Source organism: Pseudomonas lini, from assembly GCF_964063345.1.
GTDB classification, from domain to species: Bacteria; Pseudomonadota; Gammaproteobacteria; order Pseudomonadales; family Pseudomonadaceae; genus Aquipseudomonas; species Aquipseudomonas lini_B.
In genome coordinates, this window is the sequence record NZ_OZ061318.1 from 3,068,061 (window position 1) to 3,085,773 (window position 17,713).

Consider the following 17,713-nt stretch of genomic DNA (forward strand, 5'->3'; position numbering starts at 1 on the left):
CGGCCATGGGCCTGCATTTGAAAGAAGGCGCAGACGACGATCTGGCCGAGAACCACGAAATCAACGTCACGCCGTTCATCGACGTGATGCTGGTGCTGTTGATCATCTTCATGGTGGCTGCCCCGCTGGCCACCGTGGACATCAAGGTCGACCTGCCTGCTTCCACCGCCAAACCGGCGCCGCGGCCAGAGAAACCGGTGTTCCTCAGCGTGAAAGCTGACCAGCGCCTGTTCCTCGGCGAAGATGAAGTGAAGGCCGAGACCCTTGGCGCCACACTCGACGCCAAGACCAAGGGCAAGAAAGACACGACGATCTTCTTCCAGGCCGATAAAGGCGTGGACTACGGCGACCTGATGAGCGTGATGGACGCCCTGCGCGCCGCCGGCTACCTGAAGGTCGGCCTGGTCGGACTCGAGACGGCAGCCAAGAAATGATCAACACGCGCCAAAAGCTGACGCGTTACAGCGGGAGCCTGGCCGTGGTGCTGGGCGTCCATGCGCTGGCCATTGCGCTCGCGCTGAACTGGACGTCGCGCCCGCCGATCGAGCTGCCGCCGCAGGCGATGATGGTCGAGCTGGCGCCGGTTCCGGCCCCGCCACCGCCCGCACCGCCGAAGGTGATCACGCCGCCACAACCTCCGGCCCCGGTGGAGGAACTGCCGCTGCCGAAACTCGCTGAAGCGCCGAAGGCCGAGATTGCCGTGCCGAAACAGGTCAAACCCAAGCCGAAGCCTCAACCGCCCAAGCCTGTGGAGAAAAAGCCGGAACCGCCGAAGGAAAAGCCTTCCGAGGAAAAACCGAGCGACGCGCAACCGACCCAGGCACCGACGGAGAAATCCGCTCAGCCGGCACCCGGCCCATCGCCCGCGCAGCAAGCTGCCAAGGCTAGCTGGCAAGGCACCCTGCTCGCGCACTTGGCCAAGTACAAAAAGTACCCGGCCAGTGCACAGCAGCGCGGCAAGGAAGGTTTGAATCGTCTGCGCTTCGTGGTCGATGCTGAAGGGAACGTGTTGTCGTTCGAACTGGTGGGCCGCTCCGGCAACGCCGATCTGGACCGGGCCACCCTGGAAATGATCCGCCGCGCCCAACCGCTGCCCAAGCCACCGGCCGACATGCTGAACAACGGCTCCATCGAAATCGTTGCACCGTTTGTTTACTCGCTGGAACGTCGCCGTTAAGACACAACACAAAACCCTGTGGGAGCGGGCTTGCCCGCGATAGCGATATAACAGCAACAAAGATGTTGGATGTGATGGCCTCATCGCGGGCAAGCCCGCTCCCACAGGGTCATGCTTACTTCAGAAAGATCCGCGATCTCGCCAAAAGGCACCGAAAGGTGCCTTTTGCATATCCGCAAACGCCAAACCCGCATTGTCCTGTGTCACTCAGCACACTCAGTCTGATAACGTGCGTCTATCGATTGCAGCCGGTATGCTTGGCCCGCAACTTCATGGACGCTTGCTATGACTCTCACAGAATTACGCTACATCGTTACCCTCGCCCAAGAGCAGCACTTCGGCCACGCGGCCGAGCGTTGCCACGTCAGCCAGCCGACCCTGTCGGTGGGCGTGAAAAAGCTTGAAGACGAACTCGGTGTGCTGATTTTCGAGCGCAGCAAGAGCGCCGTGCGCCTGACGCCGGTCGGCGAAGGCATTGTCGCCCAGGCGCAGAAAGTCCTGGAACAGGCTCAAGGCATCCGCGAACTGGCCCAGGCCGGCAAGAATCAGCTGACCGCGCCGCTGAAAGTCGGCGCGATCTACACCGTCGGCCCGTACCTGTTCCCGCACCTGATTCCACAACTGCACCGGGTCGCCCCGCAGATGCCGTTGTACATCGAAGAAAACTTCACCCACGTGCTGCGCGATAAACTGCGCAACGGCGAGCTCGACGCGATCATCATCGCCCTGCCGTTCAACGAAGCCGACGTGCTGACCTTGCAACTCTACGACGAGCCGTTCTACGTCTTGATGCCGGCCCAGCACCCGTGGACCCAAAAAGAATCCATCGACGCCGCCCTGCTCAACGACAAGAGCCTGCTGCTGCTCGGCGAAGGCCACTGCTTCCGCGATCAAGTGCTGGAAGCCTGCCCGACCCTGGCAAAAGGCAACGACGGCGCCAAACACACCACGGTGGAATCCAGCTCCCTGGAAACCATTCGCCACATGGTCGCGTCCGGCCTGGGCATTTCGATCCTGCCGCTGTCGGCGGTGGACAGCCATCACTACGCTCCCGGCGTGATCGAAGTTCGCCCATTGAGCGCGCCAGTGCCGTTCCGCACCGTGGCCATCGCCTGGCGCGCGAGCTTCCCGCGGCCGAAGGCGATTGAAATTCTCGCCGACTCCATTCGCCTGTGCTCGGTGGCCAAGCCGCCAGCGCCGGTGGTGGCCGGTTAAGTCGCTGCCATGACCGAGTTGTCGCAAGTGTCGGTAACGGCACTCAAGGGTGTCGGCGAAGCCATGGCCGAGAAACTGGCCAAGGTCGGCCTGGAGAATCTCCAGGACGTGCTGTTCCACCTGCCACTGCGTTATCAGGACCGCACCCGCGTGGTCCCGATCGGCCATTTGCGACCGGGCCAGGACGCCGTGATCGAAGGCACCGTCAGCGGCGCCGACGTGGTCATGGGCCGGCGACGTAGTTTGGTTGTCCGTTTGCAGGACGGCACCGGCGGGCTCAGCCTGCGCTTCTACCATTTCAGCAACGCCCAGAAAGAAGGCCTCAAACGCGGCACGCGCATTCGCTGTTATGGCGAAGCGCGGCCCGGTGCGTCGGGACTGGAGATCTACCACCCGGAATACCGCGCCATCACGGGCGACGAGCCGCCGCCGGTGGATGAAACCCTGACACCGGTCTACCCGCTCACCGAAGGCCTGACCCAGCAGCGTTTGCGCCAACTGTGCATGCAAACCCTGACCCTGCTCGGCCCCAGCAGCCTGCCCGACTGGCTGCCGACCGAACTGGCCCGGGACTATCAGCTGGCGCCGCTGGCCGATGCGATCCGCTACCTGCATCACCCGCCCGCCGATGCCGACGTCGACGAACTCGCCCTCGGTCATCACTGGGCCCAACACCGTTTGGCATTCGAAGAACTGCTGACCCATCAACTGTCCCAGCAGCGCCTTCGCGAAAGCATGCGTGCCCTGCGTGCCCCGGCAATGCCAAAAGCCACGAAGCTGCCCGCTCAGTATCTGGCCAACCTCGGCTTCACCCCGACCGGCGCTCAGCAACGGGTCGGCAACGAAATCGCTTACGACCTCAGTCAGCACGAACCCATGCTGCGGCTGATTCAGGGCGACGTGGGCGCCGGCAAAACCGTGGTCGCTGCCCTCGCCGCATTGCAAGCGCTGGAGGCCGGTTATCAGGTCGCATTGATGGCGCCCACAGAGATTCTCGCCGAGCAGCATTTCATCACCTTCAAACGCTGGCTCGAGCCACTGGGCATCGAAGTCGCGTGGCTGGCCGGCAAGCTCAAGGGTAAAAATCGCGTGGCCGCGCTGGAGCAAATCGCCAATGGCACGCCAATGGTGGTCGGCACCCACGCGCTGTTTCAGGAAGAAGTGCAGTTCAAGAACCTGGCGCTGGCGATCATCGACGAACAGCACCGCTTCGGCGTGCAGCAGCGCCTGGCATTGCGGCAGAAAGGCGTCGGTGGGCGGATGTGTCCGCACCAGCTGATCATGACCGCCACGCCGATTCCCCGGACGCTAGCCATGAGCGCCTACGCCGACCTCGACACCTCGATCCTCGACGAACTGCCGCCCGGCCGTACGCCTGTAAACACGGTGCTGGTCACCGATACCCGGCGCGTCGAAGTGATCGAACGCGTGCGCGGCGCTTGTGCCGAAGGGCGTCAGGCTTATTGGGTGTGCACGCTGATCGAAGAGTCTGAAGAGCTGACCTGTCAGGCCGCCGAAACTACTTTTGAAGACCTCACCGCCGCCCTCGGCGAGTTGAAGGTCGGGCTGATCCACGGCCGCATGAAGCCCGCCGAAAAAGCTGCGGTGATGGCCGAGTTCAAGGCTGGCAACCTGCAACTGCTGGTCGCGACCACGGTGATCGAAGTCGGCGTCGACGTGCCCAACGCCAGTCTGATGATCATCGAAAACCCTGAACGCCTCGGCCTCGCGCAGCTGCACCAACTGCGTGGCCGTGTCGGTCGGGGCAGCGCCGTCAGCCATTGCGTGCTGCTTTACCATCCGCCGTTGTCGCAGATCGGCCGTCAGCGGCTGGGTATCATGCGCGAAACCAACGACGGTTTTGTCATCGCCGAAAAAGACCTCGAACTGCGCGGCCCTGGCGAAATGCTCGGCACGCGCCAGACCGGCCTGCTGCAATTCAAGGTCGCGGACCTGATGCGCGACGCCGATTTATTGCCCGCCGTGCGCGACGCCGCTCAGGCCTTGCTCGAACGCTGGCCGGATCACGTCAGCCCGCTACTCGACCGCTGGCTACGCCATGGGCAGCAATACGGCCAAGTGTGAGCACTGTCGCAGTTTCTGGACCCTGGCTTTAAACAAGCTGGTTATACTCCTGCAATTGTTTGCAAACGGATACAGACCATGACAGAAGCTGCCCTCGCCCCCGAAACCTCGCACGCTCCGTCTGTTATTCGGCTGATGCTGGGCAAGCTGGGCATCGCCTACGAAGAAGTCCTCGACCATCACGGCCTGAACGCCGCGCGTAAAGTGCAGGCAGTTCTGCTGGACGATGCCGTCGGCACGCTCATGGTGCTGTTCCCCCAGAATCAATTGCTCGACCTCAACCGCCTCGCCGAACTCACTGGCCGCCGGTTGACTGCTGTACCCACCGAACGCCAGGTAAAGATGCTCGGCAAACAAAACCTGAGCCTGCTGCCCGGCCTGCCGGCACTCACCAGCTCGCCGTGCCTGTATGAAGAAAGCCTGCTGCGCGAACCGACGCTGCTGATCAACTCGGGCGAGCCGGGCGTGCTGCTGGAAATCGCCAGCGACGATTTCAAAATCATGCTCACCAAATCCAGCGCCGGCAATTTCGGCGAAGCCGTGAACCGCATCCGCCCGAACCTCGACCGCCCCGACGATGACCGCGAGGAAATCACCCAGGCCGTGCAAGCGTTCACCGCGCGGCGCATCCAGCAACGTTTGGAAGAGACCATCGAGATTCCGCCGCTGGCCGAGACCGCGCAGAAAATCATCAAGCTGCGCGTCGACCCCAATGCCACCATCGACGACATCACTGGCGTGGTCGAAACCGACCCGGCCCTGGCCGCACAAGTCGTCAGCTGGGCAGCATCGCCGTACTACGCCTCGCCGGGCAAGATTCGTTCAGTGGAAGACGCCATCGTCCGCGTGCTGGGTTTCGACCTGGTGATCAACCTGGCGCTGGGTCTGGCCCTGGGCAAAACCCTGAGCCTGCCCAAAGACCACCCGCAACACACCACGCCGTACTGGCAGCAATCGATCTACACCGCCGCCGTCATCGAAGGCCTGACCCGTGCCATGCCCCGCGCCCAGCGCCCGGAAGCCGGCCTGACCTACCTCGCCGGCCTGCTGCACAACTTCGGCTACTTGCTGCTGGCTCACGTGTTCCCGCCACACTTCTCGCTGATCTGCCGCCACCTGGAGGTCAACCCGCACCTGTGCCACAGCTACGTGGAACAACACCTGCTGGGCATCAGCCGCGAACAGATCGGCTCATGGCTGATGCGCTACTGGGACATGCCCGATGAACTGGCAACTGCGTTGCGCTTCCAGCACGATCCGGGCTACGACGGCGACTACGCCGAATACCCGAACCTCGTCTGCCTGGCCGTGCGCCTGCTGCGCAGCCGCGGCATCGGCTCCGGCCCGGATGAAGACATCCCCGACGCCCTGCTCGAACGCGTAGGCCTGACCCGCGAGAAAGCCAACGACGTCGTCAGCAAAGTGCTTGAGGCTGAAGTGCTTCTGCGTGAACTCGCCTCGCAGTTCAGCCAGGCATAAAAAAACCGCTCCCACACTCGGTCCAGTGTGGGAGCGGGCTTGCTCGCGAAGAATCCCTCGCGGACTAGCTGACCAGCTCATCCCAAGTAACGGACCACATGTCCCTGAACGGGCTTGATGATACGGCCGCAAACTACGACCTGATTGCCTACCGTAACTACGCTGTCCCTGTGGAGAACTAGCCCTGCACCATCATTGAAGTCGGCCCAACCATCATCTCCAAACAACTGATCCCGGGAGCCATCGGCGAGATAGCGGGCAGTTACCATCGTGCTATTTTCATCGAGAGGCTCACTGCCGCCCTGCCCGGTGACGATGATTTTTCCATCCGTCTGCAATGCACACCGCCTCCAGGACAATCCATTCGGCAGGAAATCAGAGATCACTGGCTTTCCATTGTTGAAGACGAGGTTGAAATCCCCGCTAGGGTTTAGAGCGACGAGCAATCCTGCCCCTTTACCATGAGTTGTCGAGGTGCCGGCGGCGACGATCCCTCCGTCCGGTTTTAGGGCCATCGCTTCAAGGGAGAATTTTGTTCCGTTACCTTTGATGGTCACCAATCCGCTAGCACCGTATTCCGAATCGACTGTTCCGTCCTCAAGGTAGCGCAGCACATAAGCCTCTTGGAACGCACCCGTCTCATTACGGATGAAATCACCACAGACCAAAACCTTCCCGTCCCCCTGAATTGCGACACCCTGAGCAAATGTCCAAGAATGCGTCACGCCAGGAAGATTGACGAATACAAAGCCTGTCTGATTAAAGGTCTTATCCAGCGAGCCATCAACATCAAGACGCAGCACAATCCCCAGAGAATTGTCGAAATCAAAGACAACTGTGCTGACCAAGACGAGTTTCCCGTCCTGTTGCTCGGCTGCCGACACAGCAGCTGTAACCGGAACATTACCGTGCGTCTCAGCTGACTTTTCGTTGTGACGGCGAGTTAAAAACTTGGCGTCAGCTCCGACACAGCTATCCAAAAGTTCGTTGGTTTTAATGATGACTTTACCGTCATTACCAAATGAAGCATCCAGCTGCCCATCTTCAAACTGGCGGACGATGGCCAGATCGCCGTAAAAATCAGCTGGGCTTTCTTCTAGCGTGCCAACAATCATCCATCCGCGTTTTTGAAGCGGACGCAGTTGATATGGCACAAACCGTCCCGCATCCCCGAAAGGGATATCAACGAAACCGCCCGTACCAAACAAATCATCGATCTTTCCAGCCATATCCAGCCGTATCACCTTGACCGGTAAATTTTGCGCACTCGTTAGGCTAATAGCGATAAGTAATTTGTTATTTGGCAAAGCGAGAACAGCCGCCGGAATGCCTCCGACAATGTCAGGGAACGGCAGCTTCACCACGCCATCGCTACCAAACGACGGATCGAGAGTGCCTGCTGCATTTGTTTTTATCTGATCCATAATCGCGCTCCATCGTGGTGCAAAAGGATGTCCCTTCTAGGGACACAATCGCAGTGGAGCACGGAGACACCGCCCGAAACACCTGTCACAAATGGCAGTTCTGCATTCATTAAAAGCCAAGTGCTTGACTTTTCGAGCCACTGAATCAGTTCAACGAACAGCAGCAGGCCTCCTCCCAGGCTTCAAATACTTGGTCACCCCCTGAGGCCAGATCACCAACGCCGGATTCCCCTTGGCTTGAGACCGGCTAATGGGCGTCCCTTTTCCATGACCCGCGACAAAGCCAACGACGTCGTCAGCAATGTTCTTGAGGCTGAAGTGCAGCTGCGCGAACTCGCCTCGCTACACTACCCTGGGCCTTTTCGGGGTTCAAACATGACCCAATGTCCATAGATTTTGACCTTTGAGCCAGCGACGACAAGCAGCAATCGCCCTGCTATGATTTGACGGCAAATAGAGGGCTTTCCGATGACCCAATCAGCTGCTGTCAGTGTTGCAAACCAGGTCCGTAAGCTTGCGAAAGAAAACAAAGTCACCGCCGAACGTGACGGCATGAGTCGTATGGCCGTGAGCATTACCCGTTTGGCTGGCGATGTCGTCGAGTTGGATGGCATCGAACAGTTGCTCGTCAATCTCAAGAGAAAAGGCGTTCTGAGCAAGTCTGAAATCCTGGCGCTTCAAGGACGTTATCTTCAGGAAAGGCGTGCACAGAAACGTAGCGCATGACTTTTGATCCGTTCGGCGACTTCGAAACGGCTGGATACCTTCAAAACTCGCTGCAACTGAAAGATCCCACTGAAGTAAAAGAGTCAGAGCATCTTTCGTTCGAGTTGAGTATCGAAGAAGCGCTTGCCTATTTGGCCAAGAAAAAGCCAATCGATTACAAGACTGTACTCAACGTTCACGAAATCCTGTTCTCCGGCTTCTATCACTGGGCAGGAAAAGACCGGAACGAGCTTGTCCCTCACCTGGCAGTCTTCAAGGGTTCCCTCGACGATCCCCGCAGCACCATCTTCGAGCGCCCGGACTCCATCAAAATGTCTGTCGACTATGCGCTTAAGCTAGCAGCAGACGAGAAACGCTTCAGAGACCATCCCGGCGGGGTGATGGGTCAGCTGGCTTTCGCACACCCCTTCCTGGACGGCAATGGGCGCACGATTCTATTAGTCTTCATGGAACTCTGTTATCGGGCCGAGTTCGCCATCGACTGGTCAAAGACAAGCAAAGACGACTACCTGCGGGCACTCAGCGACGAGATCCGAGAGCCTCGCGAGAGGCATCTCGATAATTACCTCAACCCGTTCGTAGTCGATATATCCAGCCGTGACGAGTGGCCAGAGACCATTAGTGGTATCAGAGGCCTGGATGGCCTGGACAAGGAAGACATCACCTACGAGAACCTGGATAACCCGCAAGTCCAGCAGATCTACAAGACATACCGGGCCCAACCGCTCGACGCCCCTGCGCCTCCTGAGTCGGATGGCTGAAGAGGCGAACTTGCTCTCGATGAATCCCGGCGAGCCACCTGAAAGACCTAGGCCTTAGGCTTGGCCTTCCTCGGCTTCAAATACTTGGTCAACCCCTGAAACCAGATCACCAACGCCGGGTTGCCCTTGATCTGAATCGACTTGTCCTGAATCCCCGTCATAAACGCCAACTGCTTGCTCTTCGCCTGCATCGTGGCAAAGCCATACGCCGCGTCCTTGAACGCAATCGCAAACGCCGGCTCGGCATACACGCCCGACTTGCTGGTAATGCGCTGATCCTTCACAAAGAAATGCCGCGCCACTTTCCCGTCCAGGGTCTGTAGCTGAAACACCAATTCCTTGTCACCCAACTGCTGCTGAAACGCAGGATTAGTCCGACTGGCCTTACCCATCAACAAACCCAGCATCCACAGAAGAAAACGAAATTTCATGCGCGTAGCCTCAATAGAAAAATGAACGGCCGGCGCAGTGTAGCCGCTTCAAGCAAGAACACCACTGTTAGGTTGCGTTAGAAGAAGATGAACCGCTTTTCCCGCATGATGACCGCCAAGTCACGCTTTCCCGCCTCAACCTTGATCGTTCCCATGCTCCCGCGTGGGAATGCATCCCGTGACGCTCCGCGTCATACCCAACACCCGCCCTACACCTGAAGAAACACATTCCTGTAGGAGCTGCCGAAGGCTGCGATCTTTTGATCTTGATGCCCTCAAACCTCTGGGAAATTTCCTTCAAAACGCCGGGCTGTCCATGAACTAGGCAACCCTCATCTTCACCGATAACCTCTGTTCGTCACCGCAAAATCGGTGACTCGGACGTGCAAGTCCAGAATCGGCACACAATCGGTTATGGCTATTCATCGAGCGTTTTCTTATGCTCGCGAATCGTTATGGCGGCTGTGTGTGGGAGGCCTTCGGGTCTGCCGGTTTGCCGATTCCGGTCTTGCACACCTATACACAGCCGCCACCTCATTCGAAGTGCAAGCGAAACGGTGTTAGCTCCTAATATCGGTACTATTCCAATGATCAAGCCAACACCGAATCCGCCAGAAAACCCAGCCACATCCCCCTACGAATCCTTCGATTCCAGAAAACTCCACGAAGCCGCCGAACGCGCCCTCGACCACCATTTCGCCCCACCGCCCAACGAAAAACCCAAACGCAAAGGCAAACTCTTCACCGTCTCCCCCGATATCGACACCGAAGCCCTCCTGGCCAACGCCTCAGAAGACCTGAAGTCCATCAGCGCCATTGCCGCCGACCTGGCCGACGACATCGAAGGCACCCGCCGCTCAGTTGCCCTGGCGCTCAGCAGAATGGCCGATGGGGTTCAGTTGTTGGTAGAACGAGCGCTGGATCATATTGATTCGCCGAATCCGGCGGAGCATCGGGCGAAGGCATAAAGGGACCACAGAAAGAAAAAGGGGACATTGAGTCCCCTTTCTCAATGATCTCGACTCACCACTGGCAGCCTGTCTCCGGTGACGCCTTCATGCAGATATTTCAAACCGATCATTCCTTTAGCGGTTCATAGATAACTGAAAGCGCATTCGCACAGCGCAATAGACAAGGTCTTCACGAAACAGACGGAAACTCATCTCGCACTGCCCGTCCGCATATTGCTAGATACAGATACTGCTTGCGGATCTTCAAACCGGAAGAGTTCTTGGGACATCCGCAGCCCCCGGCAGCACCGGTGGCTTAATCCCAATCCCGGTCCCATTCCCCGCCGACCCGCCGGCATTAATCTTCACCACCGGCCCAACAACCGTCACACCACCTGCATCGAGCTTGATAAAACTCCCACCGACCTTAACCGTGAGCTCCATCCCTGCTTCGATAACAATCTTGTCCCCAGCCTTAAGGTGAATCTCTTTCCCGGCACTGGTCAGCAGCGCATTCCCGAGTTTGATGTGCTGGTTCTGCCCAATCGTCAGGTGATCATCCACCCGCACTTCAGTCTTGCGGTCGGCGATGGTGGTCCGATGTTCCTCAGCCTTCAGCTCGGTGTAAGTGTTCTTCTCAACGGTGTCGTGACGCTCGTTGCCGACCCGAATCTTCTGATCATGCTCAATGTTTTCATCCCAATCGCGCTGAGCATGAATAAAGATCTGTTCCGCCCCTTTCTTGTCCTCAATCCTTAGTTCATTGAACCCACCGCCCCCCGGTGAGCTGAGGGTTTTGAGCACGGTGCGAGTCTTGTTCGCCGGCAGTTCGTACGGAACCTGGTTTTCCTTGTGGTACAGGCAACCGGTCACCAGCGGTTGGTCGGGGTCGCCTTCGAGGAAGGTGACGAGCACTTCCATGCCAATACGCGGAATGGCGATGGGGCCATAACGGTCGCCAGCCCAACTGGAAGAAACGCGCATCCAGCAGCTGGTTTTGTCATCCGCCAAACCTTCGCGGTCCCAGTGGAATTGCACTTTGATGCGGCCGTATTGGTCGCAGTGGATTTCTTCGCCTTTGGGGCCGGTGACCATGGCGGTCTGGCAGCCGAGGACGCGGGGTTTCGGGTGTTCCAGTGCCGGGCGGTAGAACATGGCCCATGGGGTGGCGAGGAAACGGTTGCGGTAGCCTTGGTGGAAGTCGTCTTTGTTTTCGGTGGTATCGCTGGTCACCGCCTCTTCGAGCACTTGCGGCTGTTTGCCTTCGTGGACGATTTCGGTGAGCAGCCAGAGGTCGTTCCACTCGGTGCGTGGGTGGTCGGACATTTCCAGGAAGTGGCCGCTGACGAGGGTGGTTTGGTCGCCATGGCCTTCGGCTTGGTGGTAGTCGGCGCGGTGGCGTTCGAGGACGCGCTGGCTAAGGAATTTGCCGCGCGCGCGCTCGAGGAAGCGACCGGGGTAGTCGTAGTCTTCCAGGTCTGGCTCGGTGCTTTCGCCGTCGGGTTTGTACGCGGCTTCAAGTCGCAGGCTGGGCTTTTCGAAGTCGTAGTCGCGGCGCGTGACGCGGCCGGTGCGGGTTTCCAGGCGCAGTTTGAAGCCTTTGATCACCGGTTCGTCGGCGACCATGCCGCTGCCTTGCACATAAGCGGTGGGCTGGCCGAGTTTCGGAAACACCGTTTGATCGTCACCGAAGACCAATAAATGACCTTTGGAGGTGTGCTGGAAGTGGTAGTGAATGCCTTCCTCCTCACACAGGCGCTGGACGAAGTGCAGGTCGGTTTCGTCGTATTGCACGCAGTAGTCGCGGTCCGGGCACGGGGTGCTCAACTGGAATTTGTAGGCGTTGCCTTTGATGCCGTGTTCTTCGAGGATCAGCGCGATGATTTTCGGCGCCGACATCTGCTGGTAGATGCGCTGGTTGGTGCGGTGATGCAGGTATTGCAGGTGCGGCACCAGGGAGACTTTGTAGCGGGTCAGGCGCTTGCCGGCATCGCCTTGGGCGACGCGGTAGATCTGGCCGTGGATGCCGGAACCCTTCGGGTCGAATGCGAGGAACGCCTGTTTGTGCAGGAGCTTTTCCAGGTCCAGGTCCGGGTTTTCGCTGACCAATTCGAGGTCGAAGCGATACGGCTGGCTGATGCCTTCAGTGCCGGTGAACGACAACACATGCAGGTCGCCTGCGTAGTCTTCGACTGTGAGGCTGAAGTGCGTTTCGTTCGCTGAGTTGAACATTGCTTGCTCCCTGTTCGGTAGTCATCCGTTACCCCCGCAGTCGAAGGCGTTGCAGCCAAGACGATGTGGCACCCATAGCGTCACGCAGTTGGGCAGCAGTGATCGTTCGATCTGCCGCATCGAAAGCCAGCGCCGTTCGCAGGGCTGGCCAGCAGTGTTTCGGTAGATTTCGAGGGGCGTGCAGCTCGCGTTCGAGTTGGCCGTCGCGGGCCTCGGTCGACGGCAAGCGGCGGAACGGGTGTTTGCCACCCGCCAGTTCGTAAATCACGCAGGCCACGCCGTACACGTCCGCGCTGGCCGACAGCGGCTGGCCTTCGAGCAGTTCGGGGGCCGCGTAGCCGGGGGTCCAGGCGTTGAAGCGGTTGCGGCTCAGGTGCGGCAGGCCGGGCAAGATGCCCTCTTCCGCTTGGCCGAGGCCGAAGTCGAACAGGCGCACGCCTTCTTCGCTGAGCATGACGTTGCTTGGTTTCATGTCGCCGTGCAGCACGCCGCGAGCGTGGGCGTAACCAATACTTCGGTAGGAATCTTGGTTTCGATTTCGCCCATGCTTTCGAAATGGTGCAACGGCAGGTCTTCAACCGCGCCACCGCTCTGCGGGCCGATGATGTTCGGGCACCAGCGGAATTTGGCGAAACTGTCGGTCAGCTTGGTGCCGAACGCGTAGGCAGTGTTGCCCCACAGGTAGTGCTCGTGGCTGTTGGCGACGGTTTCTTTGTACACGAACGATTTGACCGGATTCTCTTCCGGGTCGTACGGGTTACGCAGCAGGAAACGCGGCACGGTCAGGCCAACGTAACGAGAGTCTTCCGACTGACGGAAGCTCTGCCATTTGGCGAATTGCGGGCCTTCGAAGTGATCTTTCAGATCCTTCAGGTCCGGCAGACCGGTGAAGCTTTCCAGACCGAAGAATTTCGGGCCGGCCGCGGCGATGAACGGCGCGTGGGACATGCAGGCAACACTGGCCACGTACTGCATCAGTTTCACGTCCGGCGAGCTTGGGGACATGAAGTAGTTGGCGATGATCGCGCCCACAGGTTGACCACCGAACTGACCGTATTCAGCGGTGTAGATGTGCTTGTACAGGCCCGACTGCATCACTTCCGGTGAATCTTCGAAGTCGTCCAGCAGGTCTTCTTTGGAGACATTGAGGATTTCGATCTTGATGTTTTCGCGGAAGTTGGTGCGATCGACCAGCAACTGCAGGCCACGCCATGACGACTCCAGAGACTGGAAGTCCGGGTGGTGGAGGATCTCGTCCATCTGACGGCTGAGCTTGGCATCGATCTCGGCGATCATTCGATCGACCATGGCCTTCTTGACCGGCTCACCGTTGTTCTGCGGCTTGAGCAGCTCTTCGATGAATGCCGATACACCGCGTTTGGCGATATCGTAGGCTTCGTCATCCGGGGTCAGGCGGGTTTCGGCGATGATGCTGTCGAGAATGCTGTATTCGCCGTTCTCGTTGCTCTTTTGCTGTGCTGCGCTAGTGCTCATTGTTAGCTTCCTTGACTGATAGAGGCTCAGACGTTTTTAGCGGCGTCCTGGGCTGCGGCGTTCAGGCCCAGTTCACCCAGCACGCGACCGCGGGATTCGTCGTCGGCGAGCACGCCTTCGATGGCTTTGCGGAACGCAGGCGCGTTACCCAGCGGGCCTTTGAGGGCCACCAGCGCGTCGCGCAGTTCCATCAGTTTTTTCAGCTCAGGCACTTGCTCGACCAGCGAGGCCGGGTTGAAGTCCTTCATCGAGTTGACGCGCAGTTTCACGGCCAGCTCTTCAGTGTCGCCTTCTTCCTGAAGACGGTTCGGCACGCTCAGCGTCAGGCTCAGCTCTTGCTTGGCCAGCACTTCGTCGAAAGTCATTTTGTCGATGCTGATCGGCTTGCGATCTTCGACTTTGCGTTCGTCCTTGCGGTGGGTGTAGTCACCGATTGCCAGTAGCTTCAGCGGCAGTTCAATCTCTTCCTGAACACCGCCGGTGGCGGGTTTGAAGGTGACGTTGATGCGTTCCTTGGGGGCTACCGAGCCTTCTTTGGCCATGGCTTTTCTCCTTGCGGTTGTGGCCCTGGGGCCTATTCGAGTACCACTTCGAGATCGAGGTGGCACAGCCTGCGATAAATCTCTTCCTTGCGTTCACGCACTGCATGGTTCTGCGGTAACAACTCGCAGCAGCTATGCAGCAAATGCAGCACTTCCAGCGCAAGATCGGGCTCCCAGGCGTGCAGGCCTGAGTCCTGTAATATTTGGTCGAGGGTTTCGAGTTGGGTCTTGGCCAGTTCGTACTTCTTGGCCATGAAGCACAGCCGCGCGAGGGCGAACTGCCAGAAGAATCGAACCCGCCCGCCGTGGGCACTTTGCAGGCCTTGTTTGAGGATTTGTACGGCGGCCTTGAGGCCGTCCTTGCGCAGAATCGGCAAGACCTCTTCCAAGGCCACTTCCCAGGCCGGCTGGGTATCGGCGACTTCCACCTTGCGCGGCGCACTGGCGCTTTGCAGATGCGGCATGACGTGGGCACCGATCCAGGCCCGGGTGGCCGGATCGGCGAACGGCGCGCCGTCATGGAAACGCAATTCGATAATGCCGGGCAGGCGCTGAAAAAAAAGCGCGAAGTGGATTTCCACTTCGCGCATCGCCATCTCGGCGCTCAGCCCTTGAAGGCATTCCCAGACCATTCGCTGGCCATCGAACCAGAACGGCGCCTTCGCCAGGCTCGCCTCCAGCTCTACCAGCAGATCAGCGTATTTCCCCTGGTCGTAGCGGTCCTGATAGGCCTTGAGCTTGTCGGCAGGCAAACCGCGCAGAACGGTGATCTGTTCAGCGTTGCGCTCGGGCACCGCGTCGATGGGCAGCCACAACAACGTGCGATTGAGGCGCAGGGCACGCAGATCAGTAGCCTTCTGCTTGAGCCACCAGGCACACAACGGACGGGCGTTTTCCTGCTGGGCACGCAGGGCCTTGTGGGCTTCTTTCTCGTTGTCGATTGGCGCGCCGGGGGTGAACAGCTGAGTCGCGGCCTGCTTGACCTGCGCCACTGCGGCGCCCACAACACCGGGTTCCGGCTGATTGTCGGCGGCGCGTTGGACCATGTTTTTCAAGCGACGGGAAATCGGCAACAGCAACGGCGCCTCGTCGCCCAGATGCTCGGTGCATGCGGTGTCGAGGCCTTCAAGATGCTCGACCAGACGGCGGAACAGCGGCAGCTGCTCTTTGATCGCGACGTTTTCGTTCAGCACCTGCTCAAGACGCGGCACCAACCAACTGATGGCAGCAGCGCGAGTACGAGCCTTGCCAGGGTGAACCTCGGCCCAATAGTTTTCACAGAGATGGTGCAGCAAACCGAGGCCGGCCAGCAGCCCCTGGAAGGATTCGCGCTGGTACAGCGCCCAGGTCAGCCACGCTCCGACACGCAAATCCTTGGATTGAGCACGCAGCAGGTTTTCACTGTTTTCGCGGATTTTCAGCCAGTCGATCTGACCGCTTTCGTACATGGATTGGGCTTTGCCCAGCTCGCTTTCCAATGCCTCATATTCGCTCGAAAAGCGAACATCCTCACCCGCGAAATTCTCTTCTGAAACGGAGCCTTTTGCGAGTTCAAGGTAATGAGCGGAAAGTTTGCTTGAATAGGACATCCATGGCCTTTAATTAGGATTACGGTCATACGGCCATTGAAGTTGCAATGGTGCCGGACAGTATCAAAGAGCTGCGATGAATCTCATCCAATTGAATTCGCGCTCTTTCAAGGCGCGCACCCCAATCACAACGATGGCCATTTGCAAGCATCCGATTAAACAATAAAACCGCGTCTTTTTGTTACTGTAGGAGATCCGCCCTATATGGCACAGTGGATCCCTTGACTTTGGTTTTGACTTCCCCTCTCTCGACGTATCACCCATGCAACAACGAGCCAGAGCGGTTTATTAACCGCGCCAATAATCACAGAACATTCACGCGCTGAAACGGAACTCAGCATGACAAAAATAAACAATAAAAAATGTAGGAGTTTTCCGAAAGTTACAGTCATTCATGGATATAGCGATAACTGACAATAAGCAATATAAGGCGCCACCAATGACGGCACCTTGTATTTACCCCTCAACCTTCTTACAAAAGTATCGAAAGCCATTCGCGCATTACTGACGCAACATTCTGAAATGGGGAAAACTCTGACGCATTTTCTGGACGTGTCCGACATTCATTCTTTTGCCCTCTTGTTAGCGTGCTGGGCAGTTTGCGTTTGCTCACGCCGGGCATGGCTTTGGCACTGCGACTTGTCTGCTCTTTAGGCTTAAGGTCTCCCTGCGTTTCAGCACCCCGCCCCAACACAACCACCCGCCACGAGAAAAGCGCGGTAAATAGCTCGCCCGGCAGACGCTGGGACGGCACCGTACCGATTACCAATTGGCCGAAGCGAACGCGATCAGTCGACCCTGTGCAGCGGTCATTTTTTCCGCCTGATGCAACACCCACGCGAAACGTACAACGATCTATGGCTGCTGTACGGGGTCACTCACGCTGGAAATCAACCCCAGGTACTTAAGAGTCAGTCACCAGCGCTGCCGAACCTGAGGACGATTTTACCCAGGGCTACCGCAAACGCTTCAACGCGATTCCTTGGGGACGTGTTCTATCGGCTACCGATGCCTCCCCGAAAACCTGTGCTGGTCTGCCAGAACGCGCGTGCCACAGGCCGGCCCGGCGAAGAGATCTATTGCGATGAATATGGTCGCGTCAAAGTCGAATTTATTGGGTGCTGAGCGGCAATAGCGAACACAGCAGTTGTTGGCTGCGGGTGTCCTCCAGCTGGGCGGGGAGGGAATTTCGGCGCGGTGATCATTCCACGCATCAGCATGGAAGTCGTGGTCACACTATCTGGATGGCAATCCCGACCATATGCTGCAAGCCGAGTTTTTCACCGACGCAACTATATAGAGCTGATGGACGCGGACTACCAGCGACGCAAAACGGTAGTTGACTGGACCAGTGACGGTCTTGCGCCGATCGATGCGCTCAATCTGGAGCATGGCAATTCGGCCATCGACTTCTACAGCCCGACCAGCTATCTGCATCGCCTGGAACAACCGGCATCTACCTGCAAGACCTCATCGAGACGGATAAGTGGCATGTCTCTTTGGGTCTGCGTCAGGACTGGGTTGAAACCACCCATGAAAATCAATGCACGCAAGGCCTGGATCTGACCCGTTCCGGATTGAAGTTTCTATGGCCCTAGAAAGACAAAA

12 protein-coding genes and 4 pseudogenes are annotated in these 17,713 nt (G+C 58.4%); 9 read left to right on the forward strand and 7 right to left on the reverse strand.

Going from position 1 to position 17,713, the window contains the following annotated elements:
• The first annotated feature begins 5 nt into the window (after positions 1-5).
• The 5 genes from exbD to AB3226_RS14005 all read left to right on the forward strand — a co-directional run bounded on the left by exbD (position 6) and on the right by AB3226_RS14005 (position 5,956).
• Positions 6-434: a TonB system transport protein ExbD gene (exbD, locus tag AB3226_RS13985; RefSeq protein WP_038980717.1), complete on the forward strand. Its 429-nt coding sequence runs from the start codon at positions 6-8 to the stop codon at positions 432-434.
• Positions 431-1,177: an energy transducer TonB gene (locus tag AB3226_RS13990; protein ID WP_367373464.1), complete on the forward strand. Its 747-nt coding sequence runs from the start codon at positions 431-433 to the stop codon at positions 1,175-1,177. The genes exbD and AB3226_RS13990 overlap by 4 nt, the downstream gene beginning before the upstream one ends.
• A 285-nt stretch (positions 1,178-1,462) precedes the next feature.
• The gene (locus AB3226_RS13995; protein WP_008007618.1) at positions 1,463-2,392 is read left to right on the forward strand and encodes a hydrogen peroxide-inducible genes activator; all 930 of its coding nucleotides are present in this window, start codon (positions 1,463-1,465) and stop codon (positions 2,390-2,392) included.
• Between the two features lie 9 nt (positions 2,393-2,401).
• A complete protein-coding gene (gene recG / locus AB3226_RS14000) occupies positions 2,402-4,477 on the forward strand; it encodes an ATP-dependent DNA helicase RecG (protein WP_030132455.1) in 2,076 nt (691 codons plus the stop codon).
• Positions 4,478-4,555: 78 nt separating this feature from the next.
• Positions 4,556-5,956: an aminoacyl-tRNA deacylase and HDOD domain-containing protein gene (locus AB3226_RS14005; RefSeq protein ID WP_367373465.1), complete on the forward strand. Its 1,401-nt coding sequence runs from the start codon at positions 4,556-4,558 to the stop codon at positions 5,954-5,956.
• 77 nt (positions 5,957-6,033) lie between these two features.
• Here the strand turns inward: AB3226_RS14005 and AB3226_RS14010 are convergent, their stop codons facing one another.
• Positions 6,034-7,380, reverse strand: coding sequence for a hypothetical protein (locus AB3226_RS14010; protein ID WP_367373466.1), 1,347 nt, complete (start codon positions 7,378-7,380; stop codon positions 6,034-6,036).
• 468 nt (positions 7,381-7,848) lie between these two features.
• Here AB3226_RS14010 and AB3226_RS14015 point away from each other — a divergent pair, with 468 nt between their 5' ends.
• Positions 7,849-8,106, forward strand: a complete 258-nt coding sequence (locus AB3226_RS14015; RefSeq protein WP_367373467.1) for a hypothetical protein — start codon at positions 7,849-7,851, stop codon at positions 8,104-8,106.
• Positions 8,103-8,867: a Fic/DOC family protein gene (locus AB3226_RS14020; RefSeq protein ID WP_367373468.1), complete on the forward strand. Its 765-nt coding sequence runs from the start codon at positions 8,103-8,105 to the stop codon at positions 8,865-8,867. The genes AB3226_RS14015 and AB3226_RS14020 overlap by 4 nt, the downstream gene beginning before the upstream one ends.
• A gap of 47 nt (positions 8,868-8,914) precedes the next feature.
• Here the strand turns inward: AB3226_RS14020 and AB3226_RS14025 are convergent, their stop codons facing one another.
• Entirely contained in the window at positions 8,915-9,298 is a 384-nt protein-coding gene (locus tag AB3226_RS14025) for a helicase (RefSeq protein ID WP_367373469.1), read from the reverse strand.
• Between the two features lie 587 nt (positions 9,299-9,885).
• On the opposite strand from AB3226_RS14025, the gene AB3226_RS14030 reads away from it, so the two are divergent.
• Positions 9,886-10,266: a DUF6124 family protein gene (locus AB3226_RS14030; protein WP_305424512.1), complete on the forward strand. Its 381-nt coding sequence runs from the start codon at positions 9,886-9,888 to the stop codon at positions 10,264-10,266.
• A gap of 270 nt (positions 10,267-10,536) precedes the next feature.
• Here AB3226_RS14030 and AB3226_RS14035 read toward each other — a convergent pair.
• From AB3226_RS14035 to tssA, 5 genes and pseudogenes are all read right to left on the reverse strand, one after another.
• Positions 10,537-12,480 (reverse strand): annotated as a pseudogene (locus tag AB3226_RS14035) (type VI secretion system tip protein VgrG); the annotation flags it as partial.
• Between the two features lie 28 nt (positions 12,481-12,508).
• A pseudogene (locus tag AB3226_RS14040) lies at positions 12,509-12,994 on the reverse strand (protein kinase); the annotation flags it as partial.
• Positions 12,982-13,974: pseudogene (gene tssC, locus AB3226_RS14045) on the reverse strand (type VI secretion system contractile sheath large subunit); the annotation flags it as partial. The pseudogenes tssC and AB3226_RS14040, both read right to left, overlap by 13 nt.
• Positions 13,975-14,000: 26 nt before the next feature.
• Positions 14,001-14,516 (reverse strand): type VI secretion system contractile sheath small subunit, encoded by a 516-nt coding sequence (gene tssB, locus AB3226_RS14050; RefSeq protein WP_367373470.1) that lies wholly within the window; start codon positions 14,514-14,516, stop codon positions 14,001-14,003.
• A 32-nt stretch (positions 14,517-14,548) separates the two neighbouring features.
• The gene (gene tssA / locus AB3226_RS14055) at positions 14,549-16,105 is read right to left on the reverse strand and encodes a type VI secretion system protein TssA (RefSeq protein WP_367373471.1); all 1,557 of its coding nucleotides are present in this window, start codon (positions 16,103-16,105) and stop codon (positions 14,549-14,551) included.
• 727 nt (positions 16,106-16,832) lie between these two features.
• Here tssA and tssI point away from each other — a divergent pair.
• Positions 16,833-17,649 (forward strand): annotated as a pseudogene (gene tssI, locus AB3226_RS14060) (type VI secretion system tip protein TssI/VgrG); the annotation flags it as partial.
• Between the last annotated feature and the right edge of the window lie 64 nt (positions 17,650-17,713).